Annotated in this window: 23 protein-coding genes and 1 tRNA gene; 12 read left to right on the top strand and 12 right to left on the bottom strand. The window is 67.9% G+C overall.

Translation table 11 applies throughout. The annotated features are described in order from the left end of the window. Window positions 1-3: 3 nt before the first annotated feature. The 3 genes from HV701_RS09280 to HV701_RS09270 all read left to right on the top strand — a co-directional run bounded on the left by HV701_RS09280 (window position 4) and on the right by HV701_RS09270 (window position 4,082). Entirely contained in the window at window positions 4-2,121 is a 2,118-nt protein-coding gene (locus HV701_RS09280; protein ID WP_175132876.1) for a TonB-dependent receptor domain-containing protein, read from the top strand. 73 nt (window positions 2,122-2,194) lie between these two features. After that, window positions 2,195-2,980, top strand: coding sequence for a 2-oxo-tetronate isomerase (otnI, locus tag HV701_RS09275; RefSeq protein WP_175132783.1), 786 nt, complete (start codon window positions 2,195-2,197; stop codon window positions 2,978-2,980). A gap of 118 nt (window positions 2,981-3,098) precedes the next feature. Next, entirely contained in the window at window positions 3,099-4,082 is a 984-nt protein-coding gene (locus HV701_RS09270; protein ID WP_175132782.1) for a Bug family tripartite tricarboxylate transporter substrate binding protein, read from the top strand. A 71-nt stretch (window positions 4,083-4,153) separates the two neighbouring features. Here the strand turns inward: HV701_RS09270 and HV701_RS09265 are convergent, their stop codons facing one another. Further along, window positions 4,154-5,050, bottom strand: a complete 897-nt coding sequence (locus HV701_RS09265) for an EamA family transporter (protein ID WP_175132781.1) — start codon at window positions 5,048-5,050, stop codon at window positions 4,154-4,156. Between the two features lie 189 nt (window positions 5,051-5,239). Here HV701_RS09265 and HV701_RS09260 point away from each other — a divergent pair, with 189 nt between their 5' ends. After that, window positions 5,240-5,716, top strand: coding sequence for an Lrp/AsnC family transcriptional regulator (locus HV701_RS09260; RefSeq protein WP_175132780.1), 477 nt, complete (start codon window positions 5,240-5,242; stop codon window positions 5,714-5,716). Window positions 5,717-5,728: 12 nt separating this feature from the next. Then, complete coding sequence (locus tag HV701_RS09255) at window positions 5,729-6,337, top strand: LysE family translocator (RefSeq protein ID WP_175132779.1); 609 nt, start codon at window positions 5,729-5,731, stop codon at window positions 6,335-6,337. A 94-nt stretch (window positions 6,338-6,431) separates the two neighbouring features. Here HV701_RS09255 and HV701_RS09250 read toward each other — a convergent pair. Next, window positions 6,432-6,507, bottom strand: a tRNA-Phe gene (locus tag HV701_RS09250). A gap of 283 nt (window positions 6,508-6,790) precedes the next feature. Here HV701_RS09250 and hemA point away from each other — a divergent pair. The 5 genes from hemA (at window position 6,791) to HV701_RS09225 (ending at window position 11,117) form a co-directional block, all read left to right on the top strand. Continuing rightward, entirely contained in the window at window positions 6,791-8,065 is a 1,275-nt protein-coding gene (hemA, locus tag HV701_RS09245; RefSeq protein ID WP_175132778.1) for a glutamyl-tRNA reductase, read from the top strand. 82 nt (window positions 8,066-8,147) lie between these two features. Further along, a complete protein-coding gene (gene prfA, locus HV701_RS09240) occupies window positions 8,148-9,230 on the top strand; it encodes a peptide chain release factor 1 (protein WP_175132777.1) in 1,083 nt (360 codons plus the stop codon). Between the two features lie 46 nt (window positions 9,231-9,276). Further along, on the top strand, window positions 9,277-10,104 hold the full coding sequence (prmC, locus tag HV701_RS09235; RefSeq protein WP_175132776.1) for a peptide chain release factor N(5)-glutamine methyltransferase: 828 nt from the start codon (window positions 9,277-9,279) through the stop codon (window positions 10,102-10,104). Window positions 10,105-10,225: 121 nt separating this feature from the next. Next, window positions 10,226-10,552, top strand: coding sequence for a Grx4 family monothiol glutaredoxin (grxD, locus tag HV701_RS09230; RefSeq protein ID WP_006391696.1), 327 nt, complete (start codon window positions 10,226-10,228; stop codon window positions 10,550-10,552). A 4-nt stretch (window positions 10,553-10,556) separates the two neighbouring features. After that, entirely contained in the window at window positions 10,557-11,117 is a 561-nt protein-coding gene (locus tag HV701_RS09225; protein WP_175132775.1) for a UbiX family flavin prenyltransferase, read from the top strand. A 46-nt stretch (window positions 11,118-11,163) separates the two neighbouring features. Here the strand turns inward: HV701_RS09225 and HV701_RS09220 are convergent, their stop codons facing one another. From HV701_RS09220 to HV701_RS09205, 4 genes are read right to left on the bottom strand one after another with little or no spacing between them, the layout of a single operon-like run. Then, window positions 11,164-11,979, bottom strand: coding sequence for an SDR family NAD(P)-dependent oxidoreductase (locus HV701_RS09220; protein WP_175132774.1), 816 nt, complete (start codon window positions 11,977-11,979; stop codon window positions 11,164-11,166). Then, window positions 11,976-12,764 (bottom strand): citryl-CoA lyase, encoded by a 789-nt coding sequence (locus HV701_RS09215; RefSeq protein WP_175132773.1) that lies wholly within the window; start codon window positions 12,762-12,764, stop codon window positions 11,976-11,978. Before HV701_RS09215 ends, HV701_RS09220 begins: the two co-directional genes overlap by 4 nt. Then, entirely contained in the window at window positions 12,761-14,266 is a 1,506-nt protein-coding gene (locus tag HV701_RS09210) for a class I adenylate-forming enzyme family protein (protein WP_175132772.1), read from the bottom strand. The genes HV701_RS09215 and HV701_RS09210 overlap by 4 nt, the downstream gene beginning before the upstream one ends. Window positions 14,267-14,277: 11 nt before the next feature. After that, entirely contained in the window at window positions 14,278-15,267 is a 990-nt protein-coding gene (locus tag HV701_RS09205) for a Bug family tripartite tricarboxylate transporter substrate binding protein (protein ID WP_175132771.1), read from the bottom strand. 102 nt (window positions 15,268-15,369) lie between these two features. On the opposite strand from HV701_RS09205, the gene HV701_RS09200 reads away from it, so the two are divergent. After that, entirely contained in the window at window positions 15,370-16,173 is an 804-nt protein-coding gene (locus HV701_RS09200; protein WP_175132770.1) for an IclR family transcriptional regulator, read from the top strand. Window positions 16,174-16,216: 43 nt separating this feature from the next. Here HV701_RS09200 and HV701_RS09195 read toward each other — a convergent pair whose 3' ends face one another. The 4 genes from HV701_RS09195 to HV701_RS09180 all read right to left on the bottom strand — a co-directional run bounded on the left by HV701_RS09195 (window position 16,217) and on the right by HV701_RS09180 (window position 19,837). Beyond that, complete coding sequence (locus HV701_RS09195; RefSeq protein WP_175132769.1) at window positions 16,217-16,762, bottom strand: DUF934 domain-containing protein; 546 nt, start codon at window positions 16,760-16,762, stop codon at window positions 16,217-16,219. Further along, complete coding sequence (locus tag HV701_RS09190; RefSeq protein WP_175132768.1) at window positions 16,755-18,494, bottom strand: nitrite/sulfite reductase; 1,740 nt, start codon at window positions 18,492-18,494, stop codon at window positions 16,755-16,757. The genes HV701_RS09195 and HV701_RS09190 overlap by 8 nt, the downstream gene beginning before the upstream one ends. Before the next feature lie 141 nt (window positions 18,495-18,635). Beyond that, window positions 18,636-18,827 carry a DUF2970 domain-containing protein gene (locus HV701_RS09185; protein ID WP_175132767.1) on the bottom strand — a complete coding sequence of 64 codons (192 nt, stop codon included), beginning with the start codon at window positions 18,825-18,827 and terminating at the stop codon, window positions 18,636-18,638. Between the two features lie 86 nt (window positions 18,828-18,913). Further along, window positions 18,914-19,837: a LysR family transcriptional regulator gene (locus HV701_RS09180; RefSeq protein ID WP_175132766.1), complete on the bottom strand. Its 924-nt coding sequence runs from the start codon at window positions 19,835-19,837 to the stop codon at window positions 18,914-18,916. Window positions 19,838-20,137: 300 nt separating this feature from the next. Between HV701_RS09180 and HV701_RS09175 the strand changes: the two genes are divergently transcribed. Beyond that, on the top strand, window positions 20,138-21,472 hold the full coding sequence (locus HV701_RS09175) for a DUF3100 domain-containing protein (RefSeq protein WP_175132765.1): 1,335 nt from the start codon (window positions 20,138-20,140) through the stop codon (window positions 21,470-21,472). Window positions 21,473-21,628: 156 nt separating this feature from the next. Here HV701_RS09175 and HV701_RS09170 read toward each other — a convergent pair whose 3' ends face one another. Then, a complete protein-coding gene (locus tag HV701_RS09170) occupies window positions 21,629-22,213 on the bottom strand; it encodes a hypothetical protein (protein WP_175132764.1) in 585 nt (194 codons plus the stop codon). Window positions 22,214-22,350: 137 nt separating this feature from the next. Next, on the bottom strand, window positions 22,351-23,187 hold the full coding sequence (locus HV701_RS09165) for a class I SAM-dependent methyltransferase (protein ID WP_338077762.1): 837 nt from the start codon (window positions 23,185-23,187) through the stop codon (window positions 22,351-22,353). Window positions 23,188-23,476 lie beyond the last annotated feature (289 nt).

Below are 23,476 nucleotides of genomic sequence, written 5' to 3'. Positions count from 1 at the left end.
AAGATGCAGGGAAAGCAGGGGTGGCGGGGAAGGCGTGGCACGGCGCGGGCAGGGGGGATGCGCGGCACGCGGGCGCTCAAACCCCTGGTTTGTTCCCTGATGCTGGCCGCGCCGGTGGCGCAGGCCGAGACCGAAGCCGATGCATCGCGCAGCCGCACGCTGGCGCCGATCACGGTGTCGGCCAATCCGCTGGGCCTGGACCTGAACAGCACCATGCTGCCGGCTTCCGTGCTGGAAGGCGATGAACTGATCGAGCGCCGCGCCGGCACGCTGGGCGAGACCCTCAAGAGCCTGCCGGGCGTGAACAGCGATACCTTCGGCGGCGGCGCCAGCCGGCCCGTGATCCGTGGCCAGACCGCGCCGCGCGTCAAGGTGCTGTCCGACGGTTCCGAGGTGATGGACGCGTCCGGCATTTCGCCCGACCACGCGGTGACGGTGGAGCCGCTGCTGGCCGAGCGCATCGAGGTGCTGCGCGGCCCGGCCACGCTGCTGTACGGCGGCGGCGCGATCGGTGGCGTGGTGAACGTGGTGGACAAGAAGATTCCCACCGCCGTGCCGGAGAAGGGCGTGGAGATGGAAGCCGAGCTGCGCGGCGCCACCGGCACCAAGGAGCGCGCGGGCGCGGTCGGCATTACCGCCGGCCAAGGGCAGTTTGCGGTGCGGGTCGAGGGCATGAAGCGGCGCACCAGCGACTACGACGTGCCGGACTGGCCCGGCGGCAAACTGGCGGGGTCGTACAGCGAGTCCTCGCAGGGCACGGTCGGTATGTCGTGGATCACGCCGCGCGGCTATGTCGGCCTGGCCTTCACGCACCTGGAAAGCAAGTACGGCCTGCCCGGCCACAATCACGAATACGAAGGCTGCCATCCGCACGGCACGCACCTGCATTGCGGCGGCCATGACCATGATCATGACGAAGAAGGCGAGGAAGGCCACGACCATGACCACGATCACGAACATGGCGGCGTGCCCTACGTCAAACTGCGCAGCAACCGCCTGGACCTGCGCGCCGAATACCAGGACCCGTTCGCCGGTTTCGAGAAGATCCGCGTGCGCGGCGGCCTGACCGACTACCAGCACGACGAGATCGAGGGCGGCCAGGTCGGCACCCGCTTCAAGAACAAGGGCTACGACCTGCGCGTGGAATTGCAGCACAAGCCGGTGGCCGGCTGGCGCGGCGTAATCGGGCTGCAGAACGCCTACAGCGACTTCCGCGCCGACGGCGAGGAAGCCTTCCTGCCGCGCAGCCGCACGCGTTCGAACGGCCTGTTCGTGCTGGAGGAGTACCAGCTGAACGACTGGCGTTTCGAGGTCGGTGCGCGCCAGGACTGGCAGCGCATCGCGCCGTCCGGCGGCGCCTCGCGCAGCAGCCTGTCGGGCACCTCGCTGTCGGCTGCCGCCATCTGGGACTTCGCGCCGCAGTACTCCGTGGCCCTGTCGCTGTCGCGTTCGCAGCGCCTGCCGACCGCGCAGGAGCTGTACGCCGATGGCGTGCACTTGGCCACCAATACCTATGAACTGGGCAACTCGGGCCTGGGCCGCGAGACCTCGCACAATATCGACCTGACCCTGCGCAAGCATGCGGGCGACACGACCTTCTCGGCCAGCGTGTTCCACAATCGCGTCAAGAACTACATCTACGCCAATACGCTGGACCGCTACGAGGACTTCCGCCTGATCGAGTACACCCAGCGCGACGCCGAGTTCACCGGCGTCGAAGGCGAGCTGCGGCACCAGTTCACGCCGGTGTTTTCGGCGGCGGTGTTCGGCGACTACGTGCGCGGCAAGCTGACCGGCGGCGACGGCAACCTGCCGCGCATCCCGGCGGCGCGCGCCGGTCTGCGCGGCAACGTCAAGTGGCAGCAGTGGTCGGGCGGCGTCGAGTATGCGCGCGTGTTTTCGCAGAAGGATATCGCTGCCTATGAAAGCAGCACGCCGGGCTACAACATGGTCAATGCGGTGGTGGCCTATCGCGGCCGCTATGGCGCCACGGGCTACGAGGTCTACCTGCGCGGCACCAATCTGCTGAACAAGCTGGCCTACAACCACGCCTCGTTCATTTCGTCGGTGGCGCCGCTGCCCGGGCGCAGCGTGATGCTGGGTATGCGCCTGACCTATTGAGGCGGCGCGGCCGGACTGCGCGGGCCGAGGGATGTGCTAAGTTCCCGCCATCCCGCCCGCCCCGGAGTGCGCCATGCTGAAGTTCGCCGCCAATCTGTCGATGATGTACCAGGAACATGCGTTCCTGGACCGCTATGCGGCCGCGGCCGCCGATGGCTTCGCGGCGGTTGAATGCATGTTTCCCTACGAAGCGCCCGCCGCTTCCGTGCGCGCGCGCATGGATGACGCGGGGGTGTCGCAGGTATTGTTCAACGCGCCGCCCGGCGTGACCGCGCGCGGCGAGCGGGGCCTGGCCGCCTTGCCCGGGCGCCAGGCCGAATTTCGCGCCGGCATCGAGCAGGCGTTGGACTATGCCGCCGCGCTGGCCTGTGCCCAGGTGCATGTGATGGCCGGCGTGGCGCCCGAGGGCGTGGCGCGCGCGCCCATGCTGGACTGCTACCGCGAGAACCTGGACTGGGCCGCGCGCCAGGCGCGCCCGGCGGGCGTGACGCTGCTGATCGAACCCATCAACACGCGCGACATTCCCGGCTATTTCCTCAATCGTCAGGACGAGGCCCACCAGGTGGTGCAGGCGGTCAACGCGCCCAACCTGAAAGTGCAGATGGACCTGTACCACTGCCAGATCGTCGAGGGCGATGTCACCGCCCGCTTGCGTCAGTACCTGCCCACCGGGCGGGTTGGGCACCTGCAGATCGCCGGCGTGCCGCTGCGCCAGGAACCCGATCGGGGCGAGCTGGATTACGGCTGGATTTTCCAGGTGCTGCGCGAGCTGGACTACACCGGCTGGATCGGCTGCGAGTACCGTCCCGCCGCCGGCACCCGCGCCGGCCTGGGCTGGCTGGCCGCGGCGCGCGCCTGAGCGCGTGGGTTCCGGTCGCTTTCGTGCCGGCGCGTCATGACCGTGATCGCGGCTGTCGCGTCGCGCCAAAAATATAGTTAATATGTTAATTAAATCAAGAACACCAGGAGACAACCCCATGTCCAGAAGAGGCTTCATGCGCCGCGTGCTGGGCGCCGCGGCCGTGGCGGCATTCGCCGCGCACGCCGCGCCCGCGCTGGCCGGCGAATTCCCCGACCGTCCGATCCGCTGGCTGGTGCCATTCAGCGCCGGCGGCGGCAGCGATCTGGCCACCCGCATCGTCGCCAAACATGTGAGCCAGACGCTGGGCCAGCCGGTGGTGGTGGAGAACCGGCCCGGGGCGGCCACCATCGTGGCGGCCCAGGAAACCGCGCGCGCCGCGCCCGATGGCTATACGCTGATGACTGCGGGCATGAGCACGCTGGCCTTGAACCCGTGGCTGTACAAGCAACTGCCTTATGACCCCTGGAAGGATCTGAGGCCGGTCTCGACGCTGGTGGCACTGCCGATCGTGCTGGTGGCCTCGCCGGCTTCCGATCTGAAGAACCTGCCGGAGGTGATGGCGTACCTGTCGGACGACAAGTCGGCCAGCTACGCCTCGCTGGGCGTGGGCAGTCCGCACCACCTGGCGATGGAGCTGTTCCTGTCGCTGTTCGGCGCCAAGGCCACCGCGATTCCGTACAAAGGCACGCCGCCGGCCTTGCAGGACGTGGCGGCGGGCGTGGTGCCGCTGATGATGGCCGACCTGGCGGCCGCGCGGCCTTTGATCCAGGCGGGCAAGCTGCGCGCCATCGCGGTGCCCGCGAACGCGCGTTCGGAACAGTTGCCGGATGTGCCGACTTTCGGCGAGGCCGGCGGGCCGCCGCTGGAGGCCACCGCCTGGCAGGGCGTGGTGGCGCCGGCGGGCACGCCGAAGGCGGTGGTCGACAAGCTCAGCGGCGCGATCCAGGCGGCGCTGCGAGCGCCCGAGGTGGCCCGGCAGCTCAGGCTGCAAGGCATGCAGCCGATGGGCAGTTCCTCGAACGACTTCTACGATTACGCGCGCCGCGAGTACGAGAACTGGGGCGTGGTCATCCGCAAGAAGAATATCTCGGTGGATTGAGGCCGCGCGCGCCGCTTCGCCTGCCGGGCCAAGGCCGCCGGTGGCGGGGCTTGGCGTGACGGAGGCGCGGTCTACGCCGAGGCGGCGCGGTTCTGGCGGCGCGCGGTGGCGGCGCAGCCGGCCGAGGCGATGATGATGCCGCAGATCGCCAGCCACTGCGTGCCGGACAGGTGCTCGTGCAGCACGATGACGCCGGCCAGCGCGCCCATGGCGGGCTCCATGCTCAGCAACACGCCGAAGGTCTTCTGCGGCAGGCGCCGCAGGGCGACCATTTCCAGGGAATAGGGCAGGGCGCTGGACAGGATGCCGACGGCGATGCCGGCCAGGATCAGCTTCGGGTCCAGCAGCGCCATGCCGGCGTGGGCCGCGCCCACCGGCAGCGCCACCATGGTGGCCGCCAGCAACCCCAGCGAGGTGGCCTGGCCGCCATGCACGTTGCCGGCCTTCTTGCCGAAGATGATGTACAGCGCCCAGCACACCGCCGCGCCCAGCGCGTAGGCGATGCCGACGGGGTCGAGGTCGTGCATCGACTGGCCGGTCGGGATCAGCAGCAGCAGCCCGGCCAGGGCGCAGGCGATCCAGACGAAGTCGATGGCGCGCCGCGACAGCGCCACCGCCAGGGTCAGCGGCCCGGTGAATTCGATGGCGATGGCCACGCCCAGCGGCAGGGTGCGCAGCGCCATGTAGAACAGCAGGTTCATGCAGGCCAGCGTCACGCCGTACAGCGCGATCTTGGCGGCGTTGCGCCGCGTCAGCGGAAAGCGCCACGGGCGCCAGAACGCGATCAGGATGATGGCGCCGATGACGATGCGATAGGCCGTCGTACCCTGGGCGCCCACTTCGGGAAACAGCGACTTGGCGAACGAGGTGCCGATGCACAGCGAGGCCATGGCGCCGATCAGCGACAGGGTCGGCATCAGGGTGGAGACGGAGGCGTCGCGTGCGGAGGGCAGGGCGGTGGCGGTCATGGTGTTGCGGCTACAGGAAAATCAGGGGCGACGGCTTCCCAGTGTAAGCAAGGCGCCTGATTATTTTCTGCGGTGAGGGGGCTGCAAATGAAGTTTCCCGTCAAGTTCGGGGGGCGGATCGCGGCGCGGGACGTTTAGAATCGTTCAACCGGCCCATCGGGCCTGGCCCGCCGCAGTCCGAGACACCCCATGGAACTAGACGATTTCGATCTTCAGATCCTGCAGAGCCTGCAGGAAGACAACCAGCGCACCAGCCAGGAGGTGGCCGAGCGCGTCAACCTGTCGCCGGTATCGTGCCTGCGCCGCATGAAGCGCCTGCGTGAATCCGGCGCGGTGCTGGGCGACGTGTCGGTAGTGGACCCGGCGGCGGTAGGACGCGACATCATGATGATGGTGCTGGTGTCGCTCGAAAGCGAGCGCGCCGACAAGCTGGACAGCTTCAAGCGCGCCATGCGCGGCGCGCCGGAGATCATGCAGTGCCTGGCGGTGACGGGCGAAGTGGATTTCGTGGTCACCATGACCGTGCGCGACATGGCGGAGTACGATGCCTTCGCGCAGCGCCACTTCTGGGGTGATCCGAATGTGAAGCGCTTCTCGACGCTGGTGGTGATGAACCGCGTGAAATACGGGCTGGCCGTGCCGACGGCGCGGCCGGACGAAGAATAGAAAGGAAACCACATGGCCTTGCATAGCTGGCTCATCTATCTGGTTGCCGTGATCGGCCTGTCGATCACGCCCGGCCCCAACACCTTGCTGGCGCTGACCCATGGCGCGCTGCACGGGCATCGCAAGGCGCTGTGCACCATCGCCGGCGGCGCGGTCGGTTTCATCGCCCTGATCGCCCTGTCGATGCTGGGCATCAGCGCGCTGCTCAAGGCCTGGGGGCCGGCGCTGACGGTATTGAAATGGGCCGGCGGCGCCTACCTGATCTGGCTCGGCGTCCAGCTGTGGCGCTCGCCCGGCGTGCAGTTGCGTCCGGCGCCCGACATGCCGCGCCTGCGCGGCACGCGCATGTTCAGCCAGGGCTTCCTGTCGGCGATCGCCAATCCCAAGGCGCTGCTGTTCTACGGCGCCTTCCTGCCGCAGTTCATCGATCCGGCGCGCAGCCTGTTCACGCAGTTCATGATCATGGCCGCCACCTTCGTGGCCATCGAGTTCCTGGTGGAGTACGTGCTGGCGCGTCTGGCGCACCGCGTGCGTCCGTGGCTGGAACGCGCGGGACGGCGCTTCAACAAGGTGTGCGGGGGATTGTTCGCGGCGATGGGGGCGGCGTTGCCGGGGTCTTGAGGCGAGTGGGCTTGAGCCACCGCCTGGGTTTGGCCCCCACTTTCTGACCCATCCATGCAAAAGCCCGGCTCCTAGGAGCCGGGCTTTTTAATTCTGGTGGCCTGGGGCGGAATCGAACCACCGACACGCGGATTTTCAATCCGCTGCTCTACCAACTGAGCTACCAGGCCAACGAAGTCCGCAACTATACACAATTTTTTGGACTTGTGCCAGTCGCGCCGAAAAAGTCTGAAGAATTTTCGGTGCGCCTTTCCATGCGGCAAGGGGCAAGGCGCGCATACTACCGCAAACGGCTGTTGCATGGGGTGCGACGCAAGGTCGCGGCCGGGGTCCCGGATGGCGTGGGGATAACCCGCGGGAGTATAATCATGGCCGGTCCGCTGTTACATGCACGCTGTACAACGTGGTGCTTGGCGGGGACCACAGCTCTAATACTCACGGCCTTGTCCTTACATGTCGGTAGCTGTTCTAGCCTTCGGTCTGAATCACACGTCCGCGCCGGTGTCGGTCCGCGAACGCGTGTCCATGCCCGTCGATCTGGTCAAGCCGGCGCTGGAAGGCCTGCGTTCGGCGTTCGGCGGATCGGTGCGCGAAGCCGCCATCCTGTCGACCTGCAACCGCACCGAAATCTATTGCGCCGCCGACGGCCACGTGGCCGACAAGCTGCCCGCGTGGCTGGCCGAACACAACCGCCTGGATGCCGGCACGCTGCACCCGCACCTGTACCGCCACCAGCAGGACGACGCCGTGCGCCACGCCTTCCGCGTGGCCAGCGGGCTCGACTCCATGGTGCTGGGCGAAACCCAGATCGTCGGCCAGATGAAAGACGCGGTGCGCGCGGCTGGCGAGGCCGGTTCGCTCGGCACGCTGCTGCACCAGATGTTCCAGCGCACCTTCTCGGTGGCCAAGGAAGTCCGCTCGCAGACCGCCATCGGCGCGCAGTCGGTGTCGATGGCCGCCGCCGCGGTGCGCCTGGCCGAACGCGTGTTCGGCAACCTGGACCAGGCCCGCACGCTGTTCATCGGCGCGGGCGAAATGATCGAACTGTGCGCCACCCACTTCGCCGCGCAGCGTCCGCGCAGCATGGTGGTGGCCAATCGCACGGCTGAACGCGCCGAGCTGCTGGCCAACCGGTTCTCGGCCAGCACCATGAAGCTGTCGGACCTGACCGACCGCCTGTCCGAATTCGACGTGGTCGTCTCCTGTACGGCCAGCTCCCTGCCCATCCTCGGGTTGGGGATGGTGGAACGGGCCACGCGCCTGCGCCGTCACCGCCCCATGGTGATGATCGACCTGGCCGTGCCGCGCGACATCGAACCCGAGGTCGGCCGCCTGGACGACGTCTACCTGTATTCCGTCGATGACCTGGGCCGCCTGGTCCAGACCGGCACCGATGCGCGCCGCGCCGCCGTGGTGCAGGCCGAGGCCATCATCGAGACCCGCGTCCAGGGCTTCATGCACTGGATGCAATCGCGTGAAGTGGTGCCCGTCATCCGCGACCTGCACCAGGCCGCCGAGGATGTCCGCGCCGCCGAACTCGAACGCGCCCGCCGCCTGCTGGCGCGCGGCGAATCGCCGGAAGCCGTGCTCGAACAACTGGCGCACGGCCTGACCCAGAAATACCTGCATGGCCCGCTGGCGGCGCTGAACCGCAGCGAAGGCGACGACCGCAAGCAACTGCTTGCCTGGATGCCGCGCCTGTTCCCCGGCCGCGACTCGCGCCGTTAGCGGCGCTGCCTCCGCCCCGCCTTGCGGCGGGCGCCCGGACCGAGCGCCCGCCATCCCTGTTTTCCTTTGCTGAATCCCCATCATGAAATCTTCCATGCGCAGCCGGCTGGAGCATCTGTGTCACCGCCTGATCGAGGTGGACGCGCTGCTGGCCGAACCGGAAACCGCGGGCGACATGGATCGCTTTCGCAAGCTGTCGCGCGAGCGCGCCGAGCTGGAGCCGGTGGTGGAGGCGTTCACCGCGTTCGTGCGCAGCGAGGAAGACCTGGCGACCGCGCAGGAGATGCTGGCCGATCCCGAGCTGAAGGCGATGGCCGAGGATGAGATCAAGACCGGCCGGGCCAGGCTGGAATCGCTGGAGGCGGCGTTGCAGTTGCTGCTGCTGCCGCGCGATCCCAACGACGGCCGCAGCGTGTTCCTGGAAATCCGCGCCGGCACCGGCGGCGATGAAAGCGCGCTGTTCTCGGGCGACCTGCTGCGCATGTACACGCGCTACGCCGAACAGCGCGGCTGGCGCGTCGAATTGATGTCGGAGAGTCCGTCGGAGCTGGGTGGCTACAAGGAAGTGATCGCGCGCATCGAGGGCGATGGCGCCTATGGCCGGCTGAAGTTCGAATCCGGCGCGCATCGCGTGCAGCGGGTGCCCGCCACCGAGGCGCAGGGGCGCATCCACACCTCGGCCTGCACGGTGGCCGTCATGGCCGAAGCCGACGAGATGTCGGAGATCGTCATCAACCCGAGCGACCTGCGCATCGACACCTTCCGCGCCAGCGGCGCGGGCGGCCAGCACATCAACAAGACCGATTCGGCCGTGCGCATCACGCACTTGCCGACCGGACTGGTGGTGGAGTGCCAGGACGACCGTTCTCAGCACCGCAACAAGGACAAGGCCATGCAGGTGCTGGCCGCGCGCCTGAAGGACAAGGAAACCCGCGAGCGCCAGAGCAAGGAGGCGGCCGAGCGCAAGAGTCTGATCGGTTCGGGCGACCGTTCCGAGCGCATCCGCACCTACAACTTCCCGCAGGGCCGGGTCACCGACCATCGCATCAACCTGACGTTGTACAAGTTGCAGCAGATCATGGAAGGCGATCTGGAAGAACTGACCGGCGCCCTGATCGCCGAGCACCAGGCCGAGCAGTTGGCGGCGCTGGGCGACGACGTCTGAGTCGCGGGCGACTCCCAGGCATCCGATTGTCGAGCTTTCCGCGCCCATGACCGCCCAGATCAAGAACCTGCTGCTGGATACGCGCCTGCCGCGGCTCGAGGTGCGCATGCTGCTCGAACACGTGCTGGGCAAGCCGCGCGCCTGGCTGCTGGCGCACGACACCGACCCGCTGGCGCCGGAAGTGGCCACGGCCTACGAGGCGCTGGCGCAGCGCCGCCTGGCCGGCGAGCCGATGGCTTATCTGCTGGGGCAGCGCGAGTTCATGGGGCATGTGTTTCGCGTGACGCCCGACGTGCTGATCCCGCGGCCGGACACCGAGGTGCTGGTGGAAACGGCGCTGGAATGCGTGGCGGGGCAATCCGCGCCTGCGGTGCTGGACCTGGGCACCGGCAGCGGCGCCATCGCCATTTCGATCGCCCTGGCGCGCCGTGACGCCCGCGTGATGGCCAGCGACGTCAGCGCCGCGGCGCTGGCCGTGGCGGCGGGCAATGCCTGGGCCTTGACCGCTTCGGTGCGCTTTGTCGAAGGCAGCTGGTACGGCGCGGTGCCGGCTGGCGAGGGTTTCGACCTGATCGTGTCCAATCCCCCGTATGTCGCCAGCGACGACCCGCACCTGGGCCGGGGCGACGTGCGCTTCGAGCCGCGCGGCGCGCTGACCGATGGCGCCGACGGCCTCGAAGACCTGCGCCGCATCGTGGCCGGCGCCCCTGGCCACCTGAAGGCGGGGGCCGCGTTGTGGATGGAACATGGCTGGGATCAGGCCGAGGCGGTGCGCGGCCTGCTGGCCGCCGCGGGCTTCGCCGACGTCCACAGCCGGCGCGATCTGGCCGGCATCGAACGCGTTTCCGGCGGGCGCTGGCCGGGGCGCGGCTGACGCCGGGTCAACGATTTGTAACTGGCCGATTCCCCGGAACGGCCACGGGGAATCCGGGACGAAATCCCGCCTGTACCTATAATTGGCGTATTCCGTTATGCCTCCTGTCCAAGAGACCACCATGAGCGACGTTCAAGAATTCATCCGCGAAACCGTGACCCAGCACCCCGTCGTGCTGTTCATGAAGGGCACCGCCCAATTCCCGCAGTGCGGCTTTTCCGGCAAGGCCATCCAGATCCTCAAGGGCTGTGGCGTCAAGAAGCTGGTCACCGTGAATGTGCTGGAGGACGACGAGGTCCGCCAGGGCATCAAGGAATTCTCGAACTGGCCGACGATTCCGCAGCTGTACGTGGCCGGCGAGTTCATCGGCGGCTCGGACATCATGAACGAGATGAACGAGTCCGGCGAACTGAAGACCCTGCTGGAGCAATCCGGCGCCACGGCCTGATTCCATGCGGCGACTGGTCATCGGCATCACGGGCGCCACCGGCTCCCTGTACGCGGTGCGCATGCTGCAGGCGCTGCGCGGCGTGGACGATGTCGAGACGCACCTGGTGGTGTCGGCCTCGGGCGTGCTGAACATCAAGCACGAGCTCGATGTCGGCCGCCATGATGTCTACGCGCTGGCCGATCACGTGCACAGCGTGCGCGATGTGGGCGCCACGCTGGCCAGCGGCGCGTTCCAGACGGCCGGCATGGTCATCGTGCCGTGCTCGATGCGCACGCTGGCGGCGGTGGCCCATGGCCTGTCCGACAATCTCATCACGCGCGCGGCCGACGTCACGCTCAAGGAGCGCCGCCGCCTGGTCATGCTGGTGCGCGAAACGCCCTTCAATCTGGCGCACCTGCGCAACATGACCGCCGTCACCGAGATGGGCGGCATCGTGTTTCCGCCGTTGCCGGCGTTCTATCACCGGCCCGCCAGCATCGAGGAAATGGTGGACCACACCGTGGCCCGGGTGCTGGAGCTGTTCGACATCCACGTCCCCGGCCCGCACTGGGAAGGCATGTAATAGGCGCGGTCACGGCCCGGGGGCCATGACCGCCGGGCCGAGGCCCTTACGCATACTTGCCCGTCAGCCCGCCATCGACCAGCAGTTCCGTGCCGGTGATGTACGACGCTTCATCCGACGCCAGGAACGCCACCGCGTTCGCCACTTCCCAGGGCGTGCCCATGCGGCCCATCGGCACCTGCCGGTCGCGCGCGGCGCGCGCCGCCTCCAGATCATCCTTGGCAAACATGCCCGCCACGTTCCTGGCGACGCGCGGCGTGTCGATCAGGCCCGGGATCACCGTGTTCACGCGGATGCCGTCGGGCGCATACTGCTGCGCCGCCATGCGCGCGAAGTGGATCACCGCGGCCTTGCTGACGCTGTAGGCCAGATGGGGATAACCGGTATAGCGGATGCCGGCGATCGACGACACCGTGACGATGGCGCCGCCGCCCTGCGCGCGCATCAGCGGCGCCAGCAGGCGCGTGGCGATCAGCAGGCTGGTGACGTTGACGCGCTGGATGCGGTCCCAGTCAGCCAGGTCGATGTCTTCGGGGCCGCCGACCTTGCCGATGCCGGCATTGGCCTGCAGCACGTCGATGCGGCCGTAGTGGCCCCGCGCGGTGTCCACGGCGGCCTGCATGGCGTCGGCGTCGGCGACGTCGGCCTGCACGGGCAGCGCCTTGCCGCCGGCCCGTTCGACTTCATGCGCGGCATCCTCGGCCGCCGCCAGGTCGGCGTCCAGCGCGATGATGGCCGCGCCTTGGCGCGCCAGCGTCACGCAGCTGGCCTTGCCGATGCTCCAGCCGGCGGCCGACGAGCCGGCGCCGGCCACCAGCACGACCTTGCCGGCCAGCCGCGCACCCGGCACGGGCGGAATCACGACGGTTCTCCGTCGCGCTGGTGCGATTTGCCCTTGCCGACGTAGGGAATGGCGTGGTCGATGGTTTCCCAGATGAAGCGGCCGCTTGGGCTCTGCTGTTCCTCGGCCACGTGCGACACCAGCCCGGCGGCGCGCGAGATGACGGCGAAGCCGCGCATCAGCGCCGTGGGCACGCCGATCTCGCTGAGCAGCGCGGCGACCGCGCCGGTGGCGTTGATGGTGATGTGCTTGCCGTAGGTTTCGTCGATGGCCGCCGCCAGCAGGCGCAGCGCCTTGAGTGAATCGCCGGGCAGGTCGGGCTCGGCCTCGGCCAGCGCCAGCAGCTTGATCGAACGCGGGTCGTCGGGCTTGTGCAGGTGGTGGCCGAAGCCCGGCAGCGCCTGGCGGCCGGCGCGGAATTCGCGCGCGATCGCCAGCGCTTCGGCGCGGCCGTCGGCGGCCTGGCGGATGCGGTCCAGCAGGCGCGAGCAGTTTTCCATGGTGCCGACGAACTGGCTGCCGACCGCCATCAGGCCGGACGCCACCGCGCCCTGCAGGTTCTCGGGCGCGCTCATGTAGATCAGGCGGGTGGCGATGGCGCTGGGCGTCAGGCCGTGCTCCATCAGCGTCACCAGCACGGCGTCGACGATGCGCATGTCCACCGGGCGCGCCTCGCGGCCCAGGATCTGCATGATCATGACTTCGGTGAAGGTCTTCTTGCCGATCAGGTCATCGACCAGGTCGACGTCGCGGTACGACATGCCGGTGAGGTGATGGGCGCAGAGACGGGTTTCGGGCGTGTTCATGGGGATTCCTGGAGGGCCGCGTCGCGCACGGCGTTCTTGAGCACCTTGCCGACGGGCGAGCGCGGCAGGCTGTCGTGGATATGGATCTGCTTGGGCGTGGCGACCGGGCCGAGCAGGCCGCGCACATGGGCCTTGAGCGCTTCCGCATCCGCGGCCATGCCGGGATGCAGTTGCACGGCGGCGTGCACCGCCTCGCCCCATTTGTCGTCGGGCAGGCCGAAGACCGAGCATTCGTACACCGCCGGGTGGGCCGACAACGCGTTCTCGACGTCCACGGGGTACACGTTGAAGCCGCCGGTGATGATGACGTCGCGCAGCCGGTCTTTCAGGAACAGATAGCCGCGGGTGTCGATCAGGCCGGTGTCGCCGGTGTGCAGCCAGCCGTCGACGATGGTCTCGGCGGTCTTCTCGGGCAGGCGCCAGTAGCCCGACATCACCAGGTCGCCGCGCACCACCACTTCGCCGATGGCGCCGCGCGGCAGCAGGGCGCCGGCCGGGTCCATGATGGCGACGTCCGACAGCCAGGTGACGCGCCCGACCGAGGCGCGGTTCTCGGGGGATTCCAGATCGCCGGGGCGCAGCACCGTGACGATCTGCGGCGCTTCGGTCTGGCCGTAGGTGGTGCCCAGCACCGGGCCGAAGAAGGCGCGGGCGCGGTCGATCTTCTCGGGCGGCATGGGCGCGCCGCCGTAGATCAGGTTGCGCAGGGTCGGGAAATCGGCGCGCGACACGCCGGGCTGGGCCATGATCATGTAGATCAGGGTCGGCGGCATGAAGCTGAGCGTGCCGCCGCGCTCGCGGAAGGCGGCGGTGATGCTGGCCGGCGTGGCGCTGTCGAGCAGCACGTGCGCGCCGCCGCGCGCCAGTACCGGCAGCAGGTAGGTGCCGGTGCCATGCGTCACCGGGGCGGCGACCACGTAGCGGTCCTCGTGCGTCAGGCCCCAGCTGTGGATTTGGTTGATGATGGCGGCGTTCCAGGCGTGATAGGGCTGCATCACGCCCTTGGGCAGGCCGGTGGTGCCGCCGGTGAATTTGATGGCCTGGGTGGCGTCGCGCGGCAGCGCGTGGCGCACCGGTTCGCGTCCGGCGCCGCGCTGCAACAGGCGCTCGACCTGCAGCCCGGCGGCCTCGGCCGACAGGCTGACGCGGTGCGGCGCGCCCGCCGCCACCAGCGCGTCGCCGGCGCCGTCCACCATGACGATGGACGGCTCGGTGGCCTCCAGGATGCGCCCGATCTCGCGCGCGGTGCTGCGGGTATTGAGCGGCACCCAGACCTTGCCGCTGGCCAGCACCGCCAGCAGCGCCAGGATGTGGCGGCGGGTGTTGCCGGCGCAGAGCGCGACGCGGGTCTGCGGCGCCGGGTCCAGGTCCTGCAGCGCCGCGGCCAGCGCGCGCACGTCCGCGGCCAGTTGCGCATAAGTGACCTGGCCCTCGGGCGCGTCCAGCGCCACCCGGTCCGGATACTGCTCGGCGGCGCGGAAAAAGAAATCGATCGGGTACACCCTGTGGCTCCTCAGTTGGCCTTGATATCGGCGCGTTTGACTACCGCGCCCCACTTGTCGATTTCGCTGGCGATCTTCGTGGAGAAGGTCGCCGGCGTGTTGGGCGGTTTGGGCGCGTAGAAGCCGGCCTGTTTGTAGGACGCCTGCAAGGCGGCGCTGGCCAGCGCTTTGTTCATGGCCTGGTTCAGGCGGTCAATGACGGCTTGCGGCGTGCCCGCGGGCGCCATCAAGCCGAACCAGGATTCGACGTCGAAGCCGGGCAGCCCGGATTCGGCCAGCGTCGGCACATCGGGCAGCACCGCCAGGCGCTGCGGCGAGGTCACGCCGATGGGGCGCAGCTTGCCGCCCTGCACGTGCGGCAGCGACGAGGGCAGGTTGTCGAACATGGAGTCCACCTGGCCGCCCAGCAGGTCCGCCACCGCCGGGCCGCTGCCGCGATACGGCACATGCAGGATGTCGGTGCCGGTGCGCATTTTGAACAGCTCGCACGACAAGTGGATGGATGAGCCGGTGCCGGACGAGGCGCAGGTCAGCTTGCCCGGATGGGCCTTGGCGTAGTCGATGTACTCCTGCACCGTCTTGACCGGCAGCTTGGGGTTGACCACCAGGATGTTCGGGATGGTCGCCAGCAGGCCGATGGGCTTGAAGTCTTTGACGAAGTCGTAGTTCAGCTTGCTGTAGAGCGAGCGATTGATGGTGTTGGCGATCGAGCCGACGTACAAGGTGTAGCCGTCGGGCGCGGCGCGCGAGACGATTTCGGCGCCGATATTGCTGTTGGCGCCGGTCTTGTTCTCGACCACGAAGGTCTGCCCCAGTTCCTCGGCCAGCGACTTGGCCACCAGTCGCGCGACGATGTCGGTGGCGCCGCCCGCGGCATAGCCGACCACCAGGGTCACCGGGCGGTCGGGGTAGGCCCCGGCGGCATGGCCGGGGGTGCTGAAGGCCAGGGCGCTCGCCAGGGCCGCGACGCTCGCGGCCAGCCGCTTGCTGAATGTCTGCATGGTTGTCTCCGTCCTGTTTGTCTAATATTTGGACAGATCTATGCCTGCCCGACTTCATATTGGGCTTTGATAAGCGCCTCATCAATGCAAGGTGTCCAGAAAATGAACAAGCCGGAAAACGACGATGGCGGCCCGCGGGTGCTGCGGCGCGGGTTGCGGGTCCTGGGCGTGCTGCGCCGGGCGGGCGCGGCCGGCATGCATGTCACCGACATCGCGCGCGCCGCCGGCATGCAGCGTTCCACCGTGTACCGCTACCTGGATGTGCTGGCGCAGGAAGGCTATGCGCTGCGTGAGCCGGACGCGCCGCACTGGCGCATGGCGGAATTGGGCGTGATGCTGGCCGGCGATCCGCATGCCGAGGCGGTGCGCAGCCTGCGCCCGGTGCTGCGGCAGATCAGCGACGTGAGCGGCGATTCGGCGTTCCTGATCTGCCGCGCCGGCGGCGATTCGCTCTGCCTGCACCGCGAGGTGGGCAATTACCCGGTGCAGGTGCTGGCGGTGACGATCGGCCATCGCCAGCCGCTGGGGGTGGGCGCGGCCGGCCTGGCGCTGCTGGGCGCCTTGCCGACGGCCGAGGCCGACGAGGTGATCGCGCAGAACGAACAGGCCTTGCGCGCCTATGGCGGCATGACGGTGGCGCAGATGCGGCGGCTGGCGGAGAACACGCGTGACCGAGGGTGGGCGGTGGTGGGCAACGCCGCCGTGCCGGGGGTGTTGGGCGTGGGCGTGGCGCTGTGCGACGCTGGCGGTTACCCGCGGCTGGCGGTCAGCGTATCGAGCCTGATCGACCGCATGCAGGCGCCGCGCCAGCGTGCGATCGCCGAATTGATCCGCGGCCAGCTGGCGCAGGACGAGGTCAGGCGCCAGCGTTGGAGCCTGCCGGGCGCGGCGGACGAGGCGGATTGAGGGAACGCGCCGGCCCCGATCGCATCGAGGCCGGCGCTGCGCGTCAGGCCTGGGCCGGCGCCGGCGCGCGGTAGGTCTTCTGGTAATGCACGGTGAAGGTCTTGAACGCGTCCAGCGCCTTGCGCGGATCGTGGCCCGGCTTGACCAGGAAGCTGTCGAAACCGACGCGCGCCTGGTAGTGGATGGTGTCGATCATCACGTCGCCAACGGCGCGCAGTTCGCCGGTCCACTGGTAGCGGGTGCGCAGCAGCTGCGCCAGCGAATAGCCGCGGCCGTCGGTGTAGACCGGGAAGTCCACCGCGATGAAGGCGATGCCGGCCGGGTCGAGCGTGCCGTCGGCTTCCAGCAGGTCGCGCAGGTCGGCGTCCGGCTCCAGCAGGATTGCGACCGGGTGGCGATGGCGGCGCAGCGTGGCGTGCGAGGCTTTCCAGGTGGCCAGCGGCACGATCCAGCCGGGCGCGTCGGCAGGCACCTGGCCTTCGGCGGCGACTTCCGGGTCAGGCACGAAGGGGCGCGCATCGTCGGCTTCGAGCCGGCCGTTGCGGATCAGGTGCGGGCCGGGGGCGTCGTGGGCATAGGGCTCAGACATGGGCGGCCTCCTGCGCCTGGGGTTTGGCGAAGGCCGGATCGGCGTACACGTCTTGCTTGAAGGGCTCGATGCCGACGCGGTCGACCACGTCGATGAAGCGTTCCTCCTCGCTGTCGCGCAGGCCCAGGTAGGTGCGGATCAGGCGGTCGACCACGCCCGGCACCTGGTCGCGCGCGAACGAGGGGCCGATGATGCGGCCGATGGCCGCGCCGCCGCCGCGCGTCGATTCGATGTCGGGCAGCGGCTTGGCGGCGCCGTTCTGGCGCCCGCCGATGGTGACCTGGTACCACTCCTCGCCGGCCTTGTCCACGCCCAGGATGCCGATGTGGCCGACGTGGTGGTGGCCGCAGGAGTTGATGCAGCCGGAGATGTTCAGGTCCAGTTCACCGATCTCGAACAGGTAGTCGAGGTTGTCGAACTGGCGCTGGATGGCCTCGGCCACGGGGATCGACACGGCGTTGGCGAGCGCGCAGAAATCCCCGCCCGGACAGGCGATGATGTTGGTCAGCAGGCCGACGTTGGGCGTGGCCAGGTTCAGCGCCTGCAGCTTGCCCCACAGTTCGTGCAGGCGGGCGCGGCGCACGTCGGCCAGGATCAGGTTCTGCTCGTGCGACACGCGCAGTTCGCCGAAGCCGTATTCATCGGCCAGCGCGGCCACCGCGTCCATCTGGTCGGCGGTGATGTCGCCCGGCGGCACGCCTGTGGCCTTGAGCGAGACCGTGACGGCGGCGTAGCCCGGGGCCTTGTGGGCATGCACGTTGGTGCGGACCCAGCGCGCGAAGCGCGGGTCGGCCGCGGCCAGCGCGGCGGTGTCGTCGGTGTCGTTGGCGGCGGCCGGATCGTATTGCGGCCGGATGAAACGCGCGGCGATGGAATCGACGAATTCCTGCGTGATGGTGTCGGGGCCGCCCTTGATCAATTGCCACTGTTCATCGACCTGCTGCGCGTAGACTTCCGGCGTCAGGTCCTTCACCAGGATCTTGATGCGCGCTTTGTACTTGTTGTCGCGGCGGCCATGCAGGTTGTAGACGCGCAGCGCGGCCTGCAGGTAGGTCAGCAGGTCCTGCCACTGCACGAAGGGGTTGATCAGCTTGCCGACGATCGGCGTGCGGCCCATGCCGCCGCCGACCCAGACGCGAAAGCCCAGCTTGCCGTCGCGCTCGACCGCCTGCAGGCCGATGTCGTGCACGCCGACCGCGGCGCGGTCCTGCACGGCGCCGCTGACGGCAATCTTGAACTTGCGCGGCAGGAACGCGAATTCGGGGTGCAGCGTGGACCACTGGCGGATGATCTCGCACCACACCAGCGGGTCGATCAGTTCGTCCGGCGCAACGCCGGCGAAGTGGTCAGTGGTGGTGTTGCGGATACAGTTGCCGCTGGTCTGGATGGCGTGCATCTGCACCGTGGCCAGTTCGGCCAGGATGTCCGGCACGTCTTCCAGCCTGGGCCAATTGAACTGGATGTTCTGGCGCGTGCTGAAGTGGCCGTAGCCGCGGTCCCACTTGCGCGCGATGTGCGCCAGGGTGCGCAGCTGGCGCGAGGCCAGGATGCCGTAGGGGATGGCCACCCGCAGCATCGGCGCGTGGCGCTGGATGTACAGGCCGTTCTGCAGGCGCAGGACGCGGAATTCATCTTCGGTGAGCTGGCCGTCGAGAAAGCGGCGCGTCTGGTCGGCGAACTGCGCCACGCGCTGCTCGACGAGCTGCTGGTCGACGGGGTCATACACGTACATGTCTACTGCCCTTGAGGTCTTCTCGGTCTGGTCCCGGGAGCACGGTCCACCGCGGACGGGGACGGGGGATTCATAACCGTAACAGGCAGCCGTTCCGACCGTCTAAGTCATTCTGGTAATAACGGTATGCCCCCGCGGCGCCTACAGGGCCGCAGTGACCGCCCAGCGGGCCACCAGCACCAGGATTGCCACCAGGCAGGCGGCCATCAACAGGCCGGTGAGAATCAGTGGGGCGGGCTTGTTGTGGGCGATGTCGGCGTCGTAGCCACGGCCGCGGCGCACGCCGAAAAAGCCCCACAGGACGGATTTGACCGTGCGCAGGAAGCTGAGCATGGCGAAGGTCTCCTGACAGGGGATGGGACCACTGTAGCCGGCCCGGCGCGGCCGGGGCAGATGCAGTTTGGTCCCGCGCGACCGTATCAGATGGCGCCGCTCCCGGGCGTGCCGATGCCGCGCACGATGTGGTCCAGCAGTTCGCGCGCGGCCGGCGAAATATGGCGGCCGGCGCGGCTGAGCACGTGCAGGCTGCCCTGGTTGAGGATCGGGTTGGCCAGCGGCAGGCTGGCCAGGCGCATCGCGGCCATGTCGGCGGTGACGGCGATGGGGGGCGTCAGGGCGTAGCCGATGCCGGTGGCGGCGAACTGCCACAGCGCTTTGAACGAGGAGGTGGTCAGCACGTTGCGCAGGCGCACCTGTTCGCTGATCTCGGCGGCCTGGATGTGCTGGCGCACGCCGAAGCCTTCCTGCATCGAGGCGCCGGGATACTCGACCAGGTCGGTCAGCAGCAGCGGCCGTTGCAGGCGCGTCAGCGGATGGTCCTGGCGCACGATGGCGCGGATCGGCTCCGGCCGCGAGTAGTGCGTGCGCAGCCGGGCGTCGTTGGGCGGCTGGAACACCAGTCCGATATAGGCCAGGTCGTCGACGATGCGCTGCACGATCTCCGAGGTGCGGGCCACGTCGATGTCCAGCGTCACCTCGGGATGGTGGCGCCAATAGCCGGGCAGCACCTGGTCGAACATCATTTCGACGAAGCCCTCGCCCAGCACCAGGTCGATGTGGCCGCGTTCGGCCTTGCGCAGGCTGTCGATTTCCGAGAAGAAGCTTTCCTGGATGTTCTGCTGGCGCTTGACGTAGCGCGCCAGGATGTGGCCGGCGTCGGTCGGCACCACCCCGCGGCCGCGCCGCTCGAACAGGGCCATGCCGCAGTCGCGTTCCAGCGCGGCAATGGCGCGGCTGACGGCGGACGGATCCATGTTCAGCACTTCGGCGGCGCCGCGCACCGAACCCCGGCTCATGACCTGCATGAAGTAGTGGGTGCGGCGGGCGTCGAGTTTTTCGTCCATGGCGGTGGCTCCGTGGCGCAGAAGCGTCGATTCGGCTTGCAATAGATAAAGGGTTTACCCTGGTGGACGGTCGGTTCTTGCAAAAAATTCCCCGTCCAGGGGCATCTGTTGCATTTTACGCAACACATTAGCCCCAGCGCTGTCATGGTTGGCGCGCCGGCCCCCGGGCGAAAATCGCCGCTGCCGCCCGCCCGCCCGCGCCGCGAGCCGTCCCGCACTGGCCCTGCCGCCGGAGGCGGCCGCCGTGGATGCGACGAGAGGGCCGCGCCTAATACCTATTCACGCACTCAGGGGAATCCGATGTCTCATGCCAGCGCCAGCCTGGCCATGCCCGCCATGTCGTTGTCCAGCCGCATCCGCATGCTTGTCGCCATCTTGCTGGTGGTACTCGTGTCCGAAGCGATCGGCAGCGCCACCTTCGCGGTGGGCCCGGGCAAGATCGTTCTGCAACCCATGCTCTGGGCCATCTTCATCGGCGCGGTGGTGGCCGCCGTCGGCCAGCGCATGCCGGCCGGCGCTGGCATCGACACCGCCATGCAGACCCGCATCAGCGGCTACCTGCAATACGCGCTGCTGCCGTTCCTGGCCAAACTCGGCCTGATGGTCGGCGGTTCGCTGCCGCAGGTGCGCGAGGCCGGCTGGGCGCTGGTGTTCCAGGAATTCGGCCACTTCTTCGGCACCATGGCCATCGGCCTGCCGCTGGCGCTGCTGTTGGGCATCAAGCGCGAAGCCATTGGCGCGACGTTCTCGGTGGGCCGCGAGCCCAGCCTGGCGATCATCGGCGAGCGCTACGGCATGAATTCGCCCGAAGGCCGCGGCGTGATGGCCGAGTACATCACCGGCACCGTGATCGGCGCGCTGTTCGTGGCGCTGATGGCCGGCTTCATCACCAGCCTGAACATCTTCGACCCGCGTTCGCTCGCCATGGGCGCCGGCGTGGGCTCGGGCAGCATGATGGCCGCTGGCGTGGGCGCGATCGCTTCGCAGCAGACGCCGGAAGTGGCGCACCAGGTGGCCGCGCTGGCCGCCGCCGCCAACCTGCTGACCACGGTGGTGGGCGTGTACTTCACGCTGTTCATTTCGCTGCCGACCACGGTCTTCCTGTATGGCAAGCTGGAGCCGGTGCTGGGCCGCTTCACGCGCGGCAAGGCCGACGCCGCCGCCGAGCCTTCGGCGGCGACCGATGCGCCGTCGCACGCGGTGAAGATGGGTTTCGGCGACCGCCTGACGGCCTATGCCGTGTGCGGCCTGTTCGCGCTGGTTGGCAACCAGTTCGGCTACAAGGTGCCGATCCTGGACGCGCTGCCCGGCATGCTCATCATCATCCTGCTGGTTGTCATTGCCGACCTGCTGCTGCGCGTGGTGCCCAAGTTGCCGGCCGTGGCGGTGCTGTCGCTGATCGCGATGACCGTGGGCTGCCCTGGCGTGGTGCCGTATTCGGACCAGATCATCGCCGCCGTCAACAAGGTGAACTTCCTGCCGTTCACCACGGTGATCCTGGCGATGGCCGGCCTGTCGATCCTGAAGGACCTGCCGGCCTTCCGCAAGCTGGGTTGGAAGATCGTGGTGGTGTCGCTGGCGGCCAACGCCGGCACCTTCATGGGCGCGACGATGATCGCCGAGTTCTTCCACTGATCGGATGTCGCCGTCCGGCAAGCGATAAGCCGCCCCTGTGGGCGGCTTTTTCTTGCTTGCATCGGCGGGAGTGGCGCGCACGAGGCGTTTCTGCACGAGCCCTTCGTGTACGGCGCCGAGCGGCCATAAGGCGCGGGTTGCGCCCGCGCGGTTCAGTCAAGTGCGGGCGTTGGGCCGGTAGCGCGCGTTGTCGGTGACGTTCTCGGTCGGGCCGATGTTCTGGACCTTGGGAATGCCGAGGCCGGCGGCCTTCAAGGCCACGGTGGTCTGTAAATCCTGCACTTGCGGGTTGCCCATGGCCACGCGATAGGGCTGCAGCGGCGCCAGGCCCGCGATGGTGCCGAGATCGTTGGCGCTATCGGCGCGCAGCGCCACCGGGTCGGGGCGCGCCGCAAATTCGTCGACGGCGCGGCGCAGGCGGGCATCGGCGTACAGCTCGCGCAACTGGTCGACGTTGACGGCGGCGGGCGCCGCGGCCGCGAGGGCAACCGTCCGGGATGGCGTGTTGGTGACGGCGCGGCCGGCATCGGCGTCTTCTGCCTGCGGCGAGGCGCCAGCACGGGCGATGCGCTGGGCCTGCCAGGCGGCCTGCGCCTGCGCGCTGCGTTGGGCCCGGCGGGTGGCGGCATTGCGGGCGGCCCATTCGGCCTCCCAGACGGGGCGGGTATCGTCCAGCAGCGGAATGCGCGCGGCATACGGCGCGGCGACTCGGGCGATGGGGGAGACGGCGGACACGTTCATGCGTGGGCTCCCGGTTCGATGAGGGTTACAGGTTGGTCTGGCCGGTATCTCGAAAGTTCAATATAGACGGCGCCGCGCGCGGCCGCATTTCCATCTGTAAGAGAAAAACCGCAACCGATTCAAATCAGCCTGTGCGGTCAGGCCGAATCGCTGCATGCCAAAGAACCTTTCTGGCTCACCAGGAAGAGATTCCGATTGAACAATGTCGGGCGTGACAGGTTGGTCCGGAACTGCGCTTGTTTTTCCGCCCAGAGGACGGGGTTGTTTCGCAGCCGCCCTTTCGCTCTCCACATGGATTTGAGATTGAGCAGGACAATGATGGGAAGCAGAAATGGAACGAGCAGCAAGGAAGAAGTGCTCTTGTGTGTCGGCAGCTCACGAATGTCAGTGAAGCCGGCCAAGCGATGTAGCGTGCGCAGGCGCTGGACGCCGGCCAGGAAAATGTGGCCGTAATACGTCCGCGCCTGAGAGGCTCCGTCCGGACCGGCATGCTCCATGCGCCAGGCGGATTCTTCGGCGGCATACGGCGTATCACGCAACAGTTGCGACTCGAATACCAGGTTGGCCAATCTGCCGACCAGGTTGGAAATGTTGGGCGTCGTGATGATCAGCGTGCCGCCGGGTTTCAGCACACGGTGGAATTCCTGCAAGGCGAGCAATTGATTCGGCAGATGCTCGATGCCTTCCTGGCATACGACGAGATCGACCGAGTCATCCGGAAGAGGCAGGCGTTCGGCCAGATCCGCGAATTGGGCTTGGCCGTCCAGCAAAAAGCTCTCGGGAAAAAGATCGTAGGCCAATACGTTGGCCCCGGATTCGCGCAAAACGGCGGTTGCACGGCCATCGCCGCAGGGGATGTCAAGAGCAACCTTGCCATGTAGTGCCGGCATTGATTGGATGTATTGCTTGACCCAGGGATAGATGCCGCTGGTGGGAAATTTTGGAACAGGCTTGCTCATGAATCGGTGGTGCAACGCTTACAGCAAAACGATTGATCTGGCCCAGCGGCAATGCGCGCATCGAGCCACCGCTGTTTGATCAACATGGTTACCGATCCGGCATCGTGAAATCAATATGTATGACAGGGGTGAGTTCCCTATTCACCCTTCACTCAGTCTGAAACTGATGAGTCATGCTGTAAGTCGGAAAAACGCCGCAATAAGTTTCAAGGAATCGAGCGTTGATCGCCGCGATATCTTTCTGAAAACTCGCGTGATCGGTTCAGGCTATTTCGCGATGAACCTAAAAAAAGCCCCTGGCAAA

Source organism: Achromobacter pulmonis (genome assembly GCF_902859765.1).
Classification (GTDB): domain Bacteria; phylum Pseudomonadota; class Gammaproteobacteria; order Burkholderiales; family Burkholderiaceae_B; genus Achromobacter; species Achromobacter pulmonis.
The sequence above is the reverse complement of the archived record's forward strand: the minus strand, read 5'-3'. Positions and strand labels throughout refer to the sequence as shown.